Below are 13,221 nucleotides of genomic sequence, written 5' to 3'. Positions count from 1 at the left end.
CGACTTCACAAATCCTGCATAGGGACAAAGACTGAAGCGCCGGTTAACGCGGCTACTTGGTGCCGAACATCCGGTCGCCTGCATCCCCCAGGCCCGGCACGATATAGCCGTGGTCGTCCAGCCGTTCGTCCAAGGACGCGGTAAAGATCGGCACGTCGGGATGCGCCTGGCGCATCCGTTCGACCCCTTCGGGCGCGGCCAGCAGGCACAGGAAACGCAGGTTGGTGGCACCCCGCGCCTTGAGCATGTCGATCGCCGCAACGGAGGAATTGCCGGTCGCCAGCATGGGATCCACGACAATGGTCAGCCGCACATCCAGCTCCTTGGGAACCTTGCAGTAATATTCCACAGGTTGCAGCGTTTCGGGATCGCGATACAGGCCCACGAAGCCCACGCGCGCGCCGGGGATCATTTCCAGGATTCCGTCCAGAAGTCCGTTCCCCGCCCGCAGGATCGAGATCAGGGCAAGCTTCTTTCCTTCCAACGTCGGTGCATCCATTGCGCAGACCGGAGTTTCAATCCGCGTCATGGTCAGTTCCAGTTCGCGCGTCACCTCATAGGCCAAAAGCAGGCTGATTTCGCGCAGCAGACGCCGGAATCCGGCGGTGGACACGTCCTTCTGCCGCATGATCGTCAGCTTGTGCTGGACAAGCGGGTGGTCGATGACGGTCAGGTGCTGGTTCACGGAAACTCCTTCAAAAGCCGGTCGCGGGTCGCCTGGTCGCAGAATGCGGCATCGGCGGCCCAGCGGTTGATCTGCGCGAACTCCGTATCGCCCCAACCGAAGGCATCGGCAAGCCGGTCGTATTCATGCCGCATGGTCGTGTGGAAGAACGGCGGGTCGTCGGTGGACACGGTAACGCGCACGCCTGCGTCGGCCAGCCGGGCAATGGGATGGGCAGGCCAATCGGGATAAAGGCCAAGCGCCACATTCGATCCGGGGCAAACCTCCAGCGTGATGCCGGATTCGGCCAGATTGCGCACAAGGGCCGGATCCTCGATGGCGCGGACGCCGTGTCCGATTCGGCTACAGCCAAGCGCCAGGGCGTCGCGGATGCTGTCGGGACCGCGCCATTCGCCGGCATGGCAGGTCAGGGCCAGCCCGGCTTCCCGCGCGCAGTCGAAGGACCAGGCGTAATCGGTCGCGCGGCCCACGGTCTCGGACCCGCCCATGCCAAAGCCTGTGACCCAGGCGCCCGCTGTTTCGGCCGCGCAAATCGCCGTCTTCTTGGCGCGGTCCGGGCCGAAATGACGGATGGCGGTCAGGATGGCACGGCTGTCGATGCCCTCGCCCCGCGCCTTTTCAGCGACTTCGGCCATAGCGGCCAGAAAGTCGCGCCAAGCCGACAGGTCGCCGCCGCCGCAGAATTCGGGCGACACGAACAACTCAGTATAAACCACGTCCTGTTCGGCAGACCGTTCCAGAACCTCGGCCAACAGGCGGGCATAGTCCGGGGGCGTTTGCAGGACGCTGCTTGCCGCCTCGTAGCAGCGCAGGAAACCGTCGAAGCTGTCATAGGCGTAATCGCCGCGCTCATCGAAAACGCCTGACAGGTCGGCGTGCTTTTCCGCCGCAAGGCTGCGGATGAAGGCAGGGGGGGCCGCGCCTTCCAGATGCAGGTGCAGTTCGATCTTCTTCACAGGAACGACCTTCCATGATCGGGCGGCGGCAGGCCCAGATGCGCGAGGGTCGAGGCGCCGATGTCGCTGAAACCCACCAGCCCGATGTTCTGCGCGCCAAGACCATGGCCCAGGACCGCAACGCGTTCACGCGTATGGTCGGTGCCGGCCCAGGACGGGTCGTTGCCATGATCGGCGGTGAAGATCGCCAGATCGCCGGGGCGAAGCGTGGCAAGGAACCGGCCTGCCACCCCGTCGAACCATTCCAGTTGCGCGGCATAGCCGGGAATGTCGCGGCGGTGACCGAAATTTGTGTCGAATTCGACGAAATTGGCAAATGTGAGGCTGCCTGGTTCGGCATCGCGCCCCAGACGGATCAGGTGATCGGCCAGATCGGCGTCGGACTTGCCCTTGTGCAGACGGGTGATGCCACGATGGCTGAAGATATCGCCGATCTTGCCGACGGCATGGGTGACGCGGCCCGCCCCCTGGGCAATGTCCAGGATCGTGCGGCCGGGGGGCGCGATGGCAAAGTCCCGGCGGTTGCCGGTGCGGCGAAACGCGCCCGGCGCCTCGCCCAGGAAGGGACGGGCGATCACGCGGCCCACGCGCATCGCGTGCAGGCTGGGGGCAAGCACCTCGCACAACCCGATCAGGCGATCCAACCCGAAATGATCCTCGTGCGCGGCGATCTGCAACACGCTGTCAACCGAGGTATAGCAGATCGGCCAGCCGGTGCGGATATGGTCGGCCCCGAAATCCTCGATCACCTGCGTCCCTGGGGCATGACAGTTGGCCAGGATCCCTTCGGTTCCTGCCAGGGCGCAGATCCGTGCCGTCACCTCGAGCGGAAAGGCGGGTGTCGAGTTGGGGAAATAGTGCCAATCCCAGGGCACCGGCACGCCCGCGATTTCCCAATGCCCCGAGGGCGTGTCCTTGCCGCGCGAGATTTCGGTCGCTGCCCCCCAAAGACCCTGCGGCGTGACCATCAGCCCTGGGGCATCCTGCCCTGACGCAAGCCGAACGGCCGCGCCAAGGCCAAGCCGCGCCAGGTTCGGCATATGCAGCGGCTGCGCCTGTGCAATATGGGCCACGGTATTGGCGCCGGTATCGGGCAGGTCGCCGTTGAAGAACTGGTCCGCATCGGGTGCGCCGCCGATGCCCACGCTGTCCATGACGATCAGAAAGGCGCGCTTGTCCGTCACGGCGCGATCCTGTCGCGGACCAGGGGGCCGGGTGCCGCGCCATCGCCCAGCCGATATGCGGCGGTGACGGCGGCAATGGCGACCTCGGCTGCGGTGTCGTCGGCGGCGTGAACCAGGGCCAGGGGGCGGCCTGGGCCGACCTGTTCGTCCAGCTTGGCCAGCATCGACAGTCCCACCCGCGGGTCAATCGCCTCGCCCGCGCGGACGCGGCCCCCGCCCAGGGCGACAACGGCATGACCAAGCGCGGTCACGTCAATCTGTGCCACCCGGCTTTCGGGGGCGGGAACGGGACGGATCACAGGCGCGGGGATCAGATGCGCCTCGGGGCGGTCCAGCAGGTCAGACGGCCCGCCCTGGGCGGCAACCATGCGCCCAAAAACCTCAGCCGCGGCACCGGAATCCAGCAGGTCGGACAGGCCCGCATCCCCCTGCCCCACCAGTCGCAGCACTTCAGAGCCAAGCGCCAGCGTCAGGTCGCGCAAGGCACCTGCCTCGCCTTTCAGGACGCGGATCGACTCGGCGATTTCCAGGGCATTCCCGGCGCTGCGGGCTAGGGGCTGATCCATGTCCGTAATCAGCGCCGACGTAGCGCACCCAGCGCCATTGGCGGTTTCCACCAGGGCCTGTGCCAACCGCCCCGAGGATTCGGCCTGGCGCAGGAACGCGCCCGACCCAGCCTTCACGTCCAGCACAAGCGCCTGCAAGCCTGCCGCCAGCTTCTTGGACAGAATGGACGCGGTGATCAGGTCGATGGATTCCACCGTGGCCGATTCGTCGCGGATCGCATACAGCCTGCGGTCGGCAGGCGCGAAATCGGCGCTGGCCGCCACGATGGCGCAGCCCGTGGTGCGGACGATGCGGCGGAAATCATCCTCGGACTGGTCGCAGCGGTATCCGGGGATCGCCTCCAGCTTGTCCAGCGTGCCGCCGGTATGTCCCAGACCCCGACCCGAGATCATCGGCACGAACATTCCCCGCGCGGCCAGCAGCGGCGCCAGAACCAGGCTTGTCGCATCGCCGATACCGCCGGTCGAGTGCTTGTCCACGACAGGCCCCGGCAGATCCCAATGCAGGACATGTCCCGAATCGCGCATGGCCCGGGTCAGCGCCACGCGCCCCGGCACGCCGATCCCCTTGACCAGCACCGCCATGGCAAAGGCCCCTGCCTGGGCATCGCTGATCGACCCGTTCGCCAGGCCCTGCGCAATCAGCGCCGCGCCCGGCCCATCCAGACCGCGACCGTCTCGGATGGCCGTGATAACGGGACGCGGATCGGTCATTCAGCCCTGGCCATGTGACCGGCGTCAAAGCGTCCCGGCAGCAGTTCACCGACCGTTGTCGCAAGCGTCGCACCCTCGGTCGTGGCCAGCAGGACCGGCGTATCGCCGCGCCCGAATTCCGCCAGCTTCTGACGGCACCCGCCGCAGGGCGGCACGGGCGAAGGGCTGTCGGCGATTACCGCAACCTCGATCATTTCGGTTTCGCCCGCGGCGACCATGGCGGCAATTGCCCCCGCCTCGGCGCAGGTTCCTTCGGGATAGGCTACGTTTTCCACGTTGCAGCCGCGATAGACGGCGCCCGATGCCCCCCGGATGGCCGCGCCCACCTTGAACTGGGAATAGGGAACATAGGCCATTTCTCGCACGGCGCGGGCGGCATCCAGCAGCGACATCCGGTTCTCCTGTAATGGTTGCGACAGTTTCGCGCAGCGTTGCCGCTAACGCAAGGTGAACCCTTCTGTTCCCCGCCGCTGGAATGGTTTAACGGTGAACCAGTTTCGACCAAGGGGGCCAAGATGGACGATCGCAGGCAGGACAATGCCCGGCAAGAGGCGCTGGATTATCACGAATTCCCGCGCCCGGGTAAGCTGGAAATCCGCGCGACCAAGCCCTTGGCCAACGGGCGCGACCTGGCCCGTGCCTATTCCCCGGGCGTGGCCGAGGCTTGCCTGGAAATCCAAGCCGATCCCACCAATGCCAGCCGCTATACGTCGCGCGGGAACCTGGTCGCGGTGGTTTCCAACGGCACGGCGGTCCTGGGCCTGGGCAATATCGGCGCGGCCGCGTCCAAGCCGGTGATGGAAGGCAAGGCCGTCCTGTTCAAGAAATTCGCCAATATCGACTGCTTCGATATCGAGGTGAACGAATCCGACCCCGAAAGGCTGGCCGACATCGTCTGTGCGCTGGAACCCACCTTTGGCGCGATCAACCTGGAAGACATCAAGGCCCCCGACTGCTTCATCGTCGAAAAGCTGTGCCGCGAACGGATGAACATCCCGGTGTTTCATGACGACCAGCACGGCACCGCCATCGTCGTGGGCGCCGCGGCGACCAACGCGCTGCACGTTGCCGGCAAGCGGTTCGAGGACATCAAGGTCGTGTCCACCGGCGGCGGGGCGGCGGGGATCGCCTGTCTGAACATGCTGCTGAAGCTGGGTGTCAAACGGGAAAACGTCTGGCTCTGCGACATCCACGGCCTGGTCTACAAGGGCCGGGTCGAGGATATGACAGTCCAGAAAGCCGCCTTTGCGCAGGAAACCGACGCCCGCACCCTGACCCAGGTCATCGACGACGCGGATCTGTTCCTGGGTCTGTCCGGTCCCGGCGTCCTGAAGCCGGACATGGTGGCGAAAATGGCCCGCCGCCCGATCATCTTCGCGCTTGCGAACCCCTCGCCGGAAATCCTGCCGGACGATGCGCGCGCGGTTGCCCCCGACGCAATCATCGCCACGGGGCGCAGCGATTTTCCGAACCAGGTGAACAACGTCCTGTGCTTCCCCTTCATCTTCCGCGGCGCGCTTGATGCGGGCGCAACCACGATCAACGCGGAAATGGAGTTGGCCTGCATCGAAGGCATCGCAGCCCTGGCACGCGCCACCACGGCGGCAGAAGCTGCGGCAGCCTATCGGGGCGAGACGCTGACCTTTGGTCCCGAATACCTGATCCCCAAACCCTTCGACCCGCGCCTTGTAGGGGTGGTCAGTTCCGCAGTGGCCCGCGCCGCGATGGAAACCGGCGTCGCCACGCGTCCCATCGCCGACCTTGAAGCCTACAAGCGCAAGCTGGACAGTTCCGTCTTCCGCTCGGCTTTGATCATGCGTCCGGTCTTCGAGGCTGCGGCCACCGCCACCCGCCGCATCGCCTTTGCCGAAGGCGAGGACGAACGCGTGCTGCGCGCGGCCAATGCCATGCTGGAGGAAACGACCGACGTACCGATCCTGATCGGCCGCCCCGAGGTCATTGCCATGCGCGCCGAACGCGCGGGCCTGCCGATCCGCCCCGAACGCGATTTCGAGATCGTGAACCCGGAAAACGACCCGCGCTATCGCGATTACTGGGAAACCTATCACCAGGTCATGGCGCGGCGCGGCGTCAGCCCAGACATTGCCCGCGCGATCATGCGCACCAACACCACCGCCATTGCCGCCGTCATGGTCCACCGGGGCGAGGCCGACAGCCTGATCTGCGGCACCTTTGGGCAATATTCCTGGCACCTGCGCTATATCCGGGAAATTCTGGCGCGCGATGGCTTGTCCCCCGTAGGGGCACTTTCGATGATCATCCTGGAAGACGGGCCGCTGTTCGTTGCGGATACGCAATGCCACGACGACCCGACGCCCCATCAGGTGATGGAAACGGTGCTGGGCGCCGCGCGCCATGTCCGCCGCTTTGGCCTGACGCCCAAGATCGCGCTGTGCTGCCATTCGCAGTTCGGGAACCTGGACACCTATACCGGCCGCAAGATGCGCGAGGCGCTGGCCTTGCTGGACGCGAAAAAGCCCGACTTCATGTTTGACGGCGAAATGCACGTCGATGCGGCGCTTGATCCGGCCCTGCGCGAACGCATCTTTCCCGGATCGCGGCTGGAAGGCGTGGCAAATGTGCTGGTCTTCGCCGGCACGGATGCCGCATCGGGGGTGCGCAACGCGCTAAAGATGCGTGCCAACGGGCTGGAGGTCGGGCCTATCCTGATGGGCATGGGCAACCGCGCCCATATCGTCACGCCCTCCATCACCACGCGCGGCTTGCTGAACATGAGCGTCTTGGCCGGAACCCCGGTGGCCCATTACAGCTGAACCCCGCACCCGGGCGATTCGGTCCGCCGGTCGCCCGGATTGCTGCAACTGCATTGCTGCATTTGCAAAATCGTTGTCCTCGCATGGCGTGGTTTATACACATTTCCTATTTGCAAACTGATCCGGCGTGTATCTGCTATATTTTGCCGCGCCTGCCTTACCTGTTCCGCTAACATCGTTGCGCGAAGCCCGTGTCGCTGCGTAACACATGGAACAGGAGTGAGGAGACAACACCATGTCGTATCGCGACACCTATGCCGCCTGGCAGGCGGATCCCGAAGCCTTCTGGATGGAAGCCGCCCGCAAGATCGACTGGGACCGCCCGCCAAGCCGGGCTTTCTTCGATCAAGGTCCGGCAGGCGAATGGTTCGCGGACGGAATGCTGAACGCTTGCTGGAATTGCGTTGACCGCCATGTCGAGGCGGGGCGCGGCGACCAGCTTGCCATCATCCACGACAGCCCGATCAGCCGCACCATGCGCGGCATCACCTATGCCGAATTGCGCGACCGGGTGGCCAACCTTGCGGGCGCGCTGCGTGCCAAGGGCATCCAGAAGGGCGACCGGGTCATCATCTATATGCCGATGGTCCCCGAGGCGTTGGAGGCAATGCTGGCCTGCGCACGCCTGGGCGCGATCCACTCGGTCGTCTTTGGCGGCTTTGCGCCGCATGAACTGGCCGTCCGCATCAACGACGCCACCCCGAAGGCGATCATCGCCGCGTCCTGCGGATTGGAACCGGGGCGCATCGTCCCTTACAAGCCGCTTTTGGACCGCGCGATCGACGAGGCTGTCCATAAGCCCGACTTCTGCGTGATCTTCCAGCGCGAACAAGAGGTTGCCCATCTTGTCGAAGGACGGGACGTGGCTTGGCACAGCTTTCAGTACGGCGTCGAACCCGCCGAATGCGTCCCGGTCGAGGGTAATCATCCAGCTTATGTCCTTTATACCTCTGGCACCACGGGCCAGCCCAAGGGCGTAGTGCGCCATACCGGCGGGCATCTGGTCGCCCTCGCCTGGTCGATGAAGAACGTCTATGACATCGACCCAGGCGACGTGTTCTGGGCGGGGTCGGATGTGGGCTGGGTCGTGGGCCACAGCTATATCTGCTATGGCCCGCTGTCGGTCGGTGCCACGACCATTGTCTTCGAGGGCAAGCCGGTCGGCACCCCCGACGCCGCCGCCTATTGGCGGGTGATCCAGAACCACCGGGTCAAAAGCGTCTTCAGCGCGCCCACCGCGATCCGCGCCATCCGCCGCGAAGACCCGGAAGGCAAGCTGATCGGAGAATACAACCTGCGCCATTTCAAGACCCTGTATCTGGCAGGCGAACGCGCGGATCCTGACACGATCCAGTGGGCCGAGGAAAAGCTGGGCGTGCCCGTGATTGACCACTGGTGGCAGACCGAAACGGGCTGGCCCATCGTGTCCAACCCCGTGGGCATAGAACTGCTGCCGGTGAAGCGCGGCAGCCCCTCGGTTCCCTTGCCGGGCTATGACGTGCAGGTGCTGGACGAGGCCGGGCACCCCGTGGCAGCGGGCACCTTGGGCGCTGTGGCAATCAAGCTGCCGCTGCCGCCCGGGACGCTGCCGACTCTGTGGAACGCCGAGGACCGGTTCGCCAAGTCATACCTGTCGCATTTCCCCGGCTATTACGAAACGGGCGATGCCGGGTATATCGACGAGGACGGATACCTGTATATCATGGCGCGCACCGACGACGTGATCAACGTCGCGGGCCACCGCCTGTCCACCGGCGCGATGGAGGAGGTTCTTTCCGCCCATCCCGCCGTTGCCGAATGTGCGGTGATCGGCGTGGCCGACAGTTTAAAGGGGCAGATGCCGGTGGGATTCCTTTGCCTTAAAAAGGGCACGAATACCCCGGATATTCAGGTCGTGAAGGAGGTCGTCGGCATGGTCCGCGACCAGATCGGCCCCGTGGCGGCCTTCAAGACCGCCTGTGTCGTGGATCGCTTGCCCAAGACCCGATCGGGCAAGATCCTGCGCGCCACGATGGTCAAGATCGCCGACGGGGAATCTTACAAGACCCCTGCCACCATCGACGATCCGGCCGTTCTGGACGAGATCGCCACCGCCTTGCGCGCGGTCGGATATCCTCAGCACACAGTGTAATTTACCGAAACCATCATGGCGCTTCCGCGTTGCGATCACGGAGGCGCCCATGACTGAAAAGAAATTAAAGGTTATCGATCATATCCACCTGAATGCTGCCGATTTCGACACGGCCGCCGCGTTTTATCATGCGTTGTTCGAGGCGCTTGGGTGGAAAAATGATGTCCGCAGCGGGCGCGACTGGATGGAGCTGGACGGGTTCTATCTGGGACAGGCCGAACCCCATGCTCCGCCAACCCATATCCATCTGGCCTTCGTCGCCCATTCGCGGAACGAGGTCGAGGCTTTTCATGCCGCGGGGCTGAAAGCCGGGGGCAAGGACAACGGCGCGCCAGGGCTGCGCGATTACCACCCTGGCTATTACGCCGCCTTTCTGCTGGACCCCGACGGCAACAACATCGAGGCCAAGTTCGACGAACGCGCAGCTTAGCCCAGATCGCCGCCCAGTCCCTGCATCAGCGGCAGGAAGTCGGGAAAAGATGTTGCGATGGGCGATCCGTCATCAACGGACACCGGGGCCTCTGCCGCCAAGCCCAGGATCAGGAAGGACATGGCGATGCGGTGGTCCAGATGCGTCGCCGCCGTTCCGCCGCCCGGCACCTTGTCCATGCCATGAACGGTCATGCTGTCCTTTGTTTCCTCGACTCGGACGCCGTTCGCCTCCAAGCCCCGCGCCATGCCGTCTATCCGGTCGCTTTCCTTGACGCGCAGCTCGGCCACGCCGTTCATGACCGTGGTCCCTTCGGCAAAGGAGGCGATCACCGACAGGATCGGGAATTCGTCGATCATGCTGGCCGCGCGTTCGGCGGGAACCGTGATCCCTTTCAGCGGGCCATGGCGGACGACCAGGTCGGCCACCGGCTCTCCCCCTTCCTCGCGCTCGTTTTCAAAGACGATATCCGCACCCATCTCCAGCAGCGTGACATACAGACCGTCGCGCGTCGGATTGCGGCTAACGCCCGGCACGCGAATCTCGGATCCCGGAACGATCAGGGCGGCGGCGACCGGAAAGGCCGCGCTCGAGGGATCGCGTGGCACCGCGACCGGCTGCGCCCGCAGTTCGGGACGGCCCTGCAGGGTGATCACATGACCGTCCTGCGTGGTCTCGGTGCGGATGTCGGCACCGAACCCAGCCAGCATCCTTTCGGAATGATCGCGGGTCGGTTCCGACTCGATCACCACCGTTTCGCCCGGCACGTTCAGGCCAGCCAGAAGGATCGCGGACTTGATCTGCGCACTTGCAACCGGGGTGCGGTACCGCACGGGCAGCGGATCGGCCGCGCCCTGGACGGTGATCGGCAGCAGCCCCCCTTCGCGCGCGGTGATCTGCGCACCGAACAGGGCCAACGGATCGGTCACGCGCCCCATGGGACGGCGCAACAGGCTGGCATCACCGGTGAATGTCGCGGTGATGGGGGTCGTGGCCATGGCGCCCATGATCAGCCGCACCCCGGTCCCGGAATTGCCGCAGTCGATCACGCCTTCAGGTTCCCCGAAGCCGCCGACGCCCACGCCATGCACGGACCATTCGCCGGTCCCCAGCCGTTCCACCTGCGCGCCGAATGCCGCCATTGCCTTGGCGGTATCCAGAACGTCCTCGCCTTCCAGCAGCCCGGTGATCCGGGTTTCACCCACCGACAGCGCACCCAGGATCAGCGCGCGATGGCTGATCGACTTGTCGCCCGGCACAGTGGCCACGCCCCGCAAGGGTCCGCTGCGGCGGGCGGTCATCGGGAGGGGTTCGGAATGGGACATGGGCACACCTGTTGATTGCGCGGTTCTTTTAGCGCCACCACCCCCCTTGGGCCACCCCGTTCTTGCGCCCGGCGGCCTGCCTTCCTAGAACCGGTGGAACGGAGGATCCCATGACCGAACTGGACGCGCTGCGGGCGCTTGCGGATGCCGACAAGGCCGAACAGATGGCGGCCTATCACAAGGCGCCCAGACCCTATCTGGGGGTATCGAACCCGCAGATCGACGAATTGGTGGCCGAATGGCGTGGGGGCTGCGATCTGGAGGGCCGCATCAGGCTGGCCTCCAACCTGTGGGCCAGCGATATCCACGAGGCACGGATCGCCGCGGCAAAGCTGCTGACACAGGCCCGCATCCGGCCCGACGACGCGGTCTGGGCGCTGATCGCGTCATGGGTTCCCGATTTCGACGGCTGGGCCATTGCCGATCATGCGATGATCGCGGGGCAAAAGCGGCTGGTGGCCGAGCCCGCCCGGCTGGATCAGGTGGAAACCTGGCTGGATCACCCCAACACATGGACGCGGCGCGCGGCCCTGGTCGGCACCCTGCCCTGGGCCAAGATGAACAACCCCAAGCCCGGCGACCTTGCGGCGCGCGAACGCATTCTGGACTGGGTCGCGCGCCTGGCGGACGACCGGGACACGTTCATCCAGAAAGCCATCGCCTGGTGGTTGCGCGACCTGTCCAAACGTGACGCGCCCCGCGTCAGGGCCTTCCTGGCCGATCACGGGCCGCGCATGAAACCCTTTGCGCGCAAGGAAGCCGAGCGGCTGGTTCAGGACCGATAAACCTCGATCGTGGGCAGATCGGTCAGCGACACGCCCAGCAATTGCAGCGCAGGCAGCGATACCTGCGATCCGCCGCTGGCCGGGCCGTCCAGCGGGATCAGGTCAACCTTGGCCGATTTGCCGGTCGCGGGATCCACGATCCGGCCCAGCCCCCGTTCCTTGACCAAGGGCGTCTTGATCCAGAACCCCCCCTCGGACGGATTGCCCAGCGATGCGATGGTGGTCCCCAGCCGCACCTCGGCCGCCTGGGCCGGCTGCGCCGCCGCAGCGCGCTGTTCGGGCGTGGTGGTATCCAGTTGCGCGGGCGTCGCGCGGGCCGCCGGACGGGGGGCCGGCGCACGGGTGACGGCAGTTGCGGCAGCGACCTGTTCGGTGGTCATCCGGGTCGTCGGTGCCGCGGCAACGGTGCGGCCGGTCGGCATGGCTCCTTGGGTGCAGCCCGCCAGCAACCCTGCGGTCAGGATCAGCGTCGGCAAGGCGGTGGTGATATGCATGGGTTGTCCCTTCTGTCCCGTCTCCGGGCCGACCCTAGCCCGCCTGGCGCAACCGCGTCCAGCCGGTCGCCGCTTGTCTGCGCCGGTCCGCGCGCCTAGATTGAGGGGATGCAACAGGCAGCCCCCCTCATCGACCCCTTCGCGCGACCAATCACCTATCTGCGGGTGTCGGTCACGGACCGCTGCGATTTCCGCTGCGTGTACTGCATGGCCGAACATATGCAGTTCCTGCCCAAGGCAGATCTTCTGACGCTGGAGGAACTGGACCGCCTGTGCAGCGCCTTCGTGGGCCTGGGGGTCCAGAAGCTGCGCATCACCGGGGGCGAGCCGCTGGTCCGTCGCAACATCATGACCTTTTTCCGGGCCATGTCGCGGCATCTGGGCGCAGGCCTGGACGAACTGACCCTGACCACCAACGGCAGCCAGCTTGGCCGATACGCTGCCGAACTGGTCGATTGCGGCATCCGGCGGGTGAATGTGTCGCTGGATACGCTGGATCCTGACAAGTTCGCCGCCATCACCCGCTGGGGCCGGTTGCCGCAGGTGCTGGACGGCATCCGGGCCGCCACCGCCGCAGGCCTTCGGGTCAAGATCAACGCCGTCGCGCTGAAAGGCGTGAACGACAGCGAATTGTTCGATCTGGTCCGCTGGTGCGGCGACGAGGGCCACGACCTGACCTTCATCGAGGTCATGCCGATGGGCGATCTGGGGAACGAGGATCGGCTGGACCAATACTGGTCCCTGTCCGACCTGCGCGCGCGCCTGTCGGAACGGTTCACGCTGCTGGATCTGGCTGAACGGACCGGCGGTCCGGCCCGCTATGTCCGCTTGCAGGAAACCGGGCAGAAGATCGGCTTCATCACGCCCTTGACCCATAATTTCTGCGAAAGCTGCAACCGTGTCCGCCTGACCTGCACGGGCGAATTGTTCATGTGCCTGGGCCAGGAAGACCGCGCCGACCTGCGCGCGCCCCTGCGGGCGTCTTCTGAAGACGAGGCGGTAAAGGACGCGATCCGCGCCGCTATCAGCCGCAAGCCCAAGGGCCACGACTTCGATTATTCCCGCCAGACCGTCGCAGGTCAGATGTCCCGCCACATGAGCCACACCGGGGGGTAGGATGCGTGCTTGCACGCACCCCTGGTCGGCCGGTGGTGCG

General features: G+C 65.5%; 12 protein-coding genes. 5 read left to right on the top strand and 7 right to left on the bottom strand.

Features of this window, described 5'->3' with window-relative positions:
- Positions 1–52 precede the first annotated feature (52 nt).
- The 5 genes from upp to LZ585_RS06680 are packed head-to-tail and all read right to left on the bottom strand — an operon-like array spanning position 53 to position 4,497.
- Positions 53–685, bottom strand: a complete 633-nt coding sequence (upp, locus tag LZ585_RS06700; protein ID WP_256445658.1) for a uracil phosphoribosyltransferase — start codon at positions 683–685, stop codon at positions 53–55.
- On the bottom strand, positions 682–1,641 hold the full coding sequence (locus LZ585_RS06695; RefSeq protein WP_234855612.1) for an adenosine deaminase: 960 nt from the start codon (positions 1,639–1,641) through the stop codon (positions 682–684). The genes upp and LZ585_RS06695 overlap by 4 nt, the downstream gene beginning before the upstream one ends.
- Positions 1,638–2,825, bottom strand: coding sequence for a phosphopentomutase (locus tag LZ585_RS06690; protein WP_256445657.1), 1,188 nt, complete (start codon positions 2,823–2,825; stop codon positions 1,638–1,640). The genes LZ585_RS06695 and LZ585_RS06690 overlap by 4 nt, the downstream gene beginning before the upstream one ends.
- Positions 2,822–4,105, bottom strand: coding sequence for a thymidine phosphorylase (locus tag LZ585_RS06685; RefSeq protein WP_234855611.1), 1,284 nt, complete (start codon positions 4,103–4,105; stop codon positions 2,822–2,824). Before LZ585_RS06685 ends, LZ585_RS06690 begins: the two co-directional genes overlap by 4 nt.
- On the bottom strand, positions 4,102–4,497 hold the full coding sequence (locus tag LZ585_RS06680; protein ID WP_234855610.1) for a cytidine deaminase: 396 nt from the start codon (positions 4,495–4,497) through the stop codon (positions 4,102–4,104). Before LZ585_RS06680 ends, LZ585_RS06685 begins: the two co-directional genes overlap by 4 nt.
- A 123-nt stretch (positions 4,498–4,620) precedes the next feature.
- On the opposite strand from LZ585_RS06680, the gene LZ585_RS06675 reads away from it, so the two are divergent.
- The 3 genes from LZ585_RS06675 to LZ585_RS06665 all read left to right on the top strand — a co-directional run bounded on the left by LZ585_RS06675 (position 4,621) and on the right by LZ585_RS06665 (position 9,461).
- Complete coding sequence (locus LZ585_RS06675; RefSeq protein ID WP_234855609.1) at positions 4,621–6,900, top strand: NADP-dependent malic enzyme; 2,280 nt, start codon at positions 4,621–4,623, stop codon at positions 6,898–6,900.
- A gap of 235 nt (positions 6,901–7,135) precedes the next feature.
- Positions 7,136–9,031: a propionyl-CoA synthetase gene (locus LZ585_RS06670; protein ID WP_234855608.1), complete on the top strand. Its 1,896-nt coding sequence runs from the start codon at positions 7,136–7,138 to the stop codon at positions 9,029–9,031.
- Positions 9,032–9,080: 49 nt separating this feature from the next.
- A complete protein-coding gene (locus tag LZ585_RS06665; RefSeq protein ID WP_234855607.1) occupies positions 9,081–9,461 on the top strand; it encodes a VOC family protein in 381 nt (126 codons plus the stop codon).
- Here the strand turns inward: LZ585_RS06665 and aroA are convergent.
- Entirely contained in the window at positions 9,458–10,786 is a 1,329-nt protein-coding gene (gene aroA / locus LZ585_RS06660) for a 3-phosphoshikimate 1-carboxyvinyltransferase (protein ID WP_234855606.1), read from the bottom strand. The genes LZ585_RS06665 and aroA overlap by 4 nt on opposite strands.
- Positions 10,787–10,896: 110 nt before the next feature.
- Here aroA and LZ585_RS06655 point away from each other — a divergent pair, with 110 nt between their 5' ends.
- Positions 10,897–11,571 (top strand): DNA alkylation repair protein, encoded by a 675-nt coding sequence (locus LZ585_RS06655; RefSeq protein ID WP_234855605.1) that lies wholly within the window; start codon positions 10,897–10,899, stop codon positions 11,569–11,571.
- On the opposite strand, the gene LZ585_RS06650 is transcribed toward LZ585_RS06655, so the two are convergent.
- Complete coding sequence (locus tag LZ585_RS06650; protein WP_234855604.1) at positions 11,559–12,065, bottom strand: hypothetical protein; 507 nt, start codon at positions 12,063–12,065, stop codon at positions 11,559–11,561. The two genes, LZ585_RS06655 and LZ585_RS06650, sit on opposite strands and share 13 nt — an antisense overlap.
- 108 nt (positions 12,066–12,173) lie before the next feature.
- Between LZ585_RS06650 and moaA the strand changes: the two genes are divergently transcribed.
- Positions 12,174–13,181 carry a GTP 3',8-cyclase MoaA gene (gene moaA, locus LZ585_RS06645; protein ID WP_234855603.1) on the top strand — a complete coding sequence of 336 codons (1,008 nt, stop codon included), beginning with the start codon at positions 12,174–12,176 and terminating at the stop codon, positions 13,179–13,181.
- Positions 13,182–13,221 lie beyond the last annotated feature (40 nt).

It is taken from the genome of Paracoccus everestensis (assembly GCF_021491915.1).
In the GTDB taxonomy this organism is placed as follows: Bacteria; Pseudomonadota; Alphaproteobacteria; order Rhodobacterales; family Rhodobacteraceae; genus Paracoccus; species Paracoccus everestensis.
This window is presented reverse-complemented; position numbering and strand designations above follow the sequence as displayed.

Bases quoted from the DNA above. Each gene is read 5' to 3' on its own strand.
- LZ585_RS06685 (WP_234855611.1), bottom strand. From the start codon at position 4,105: ATGACCGATCCGCGTCCCGTTATCACGGCCATCCGAGACGGTCGCGGT.
- LZ585_RS06680 (WP_234855610.1), bottom strand. From the start codon at position 4,497: ATGTCGCTGCTGGATGCCGCCCGCGCCGTGCGAGAAATGGCCTATGTT.
- LZ585_RS06675 (WP_234855609.1), top strand. From the start codon at position 4,621: ATGGACGATCGCAGGCAGGACAATGCCCGGCAAGAGGCGCTGGATTAT.
- LZ585_RS06670 (WP_234855608.1), top strand. From the start codon at position 7,136: ATGTCGTATCGCGACACCTATGCCGCCTGGCAGGCGGATCCCGAAGCC.
- LZ585_RS06665 (WP_234855607.1), top strand. From the start codon at position 9,081: ATGACTGAAAAGAAATTAAAGGTTATCGATCATATCCACCTGAATGCT.
- aroA (WP_234855606.1), bottom strand. From the start codon at position 10,786: ATGTCCCATTCCGAACCCCTCCCGATGACCGCCCGCCGCAGCGGACCC.
- LZ585_RS06655 (WP_234855605.1), top strand. From the start codon at position 10,897: ATGACCGAACTGGACGCGCTGCGGGCGCTTGCGGATGCCGACAAGGCC.
- LZ585_RS06650 (WP_234855604.1), bottom strand. From the start codon at position 12,065: ATGCATATCACCACCGCCTTGCCGACGCTGATCCTGACCGCAGGGTTG.
- moaA (WP_234855603.1), top strand. From the start codon at position 12,174: ATGCAACAGGCAGCCCCCCTCATCGACCCCTTCGCGCGACCAATCACC.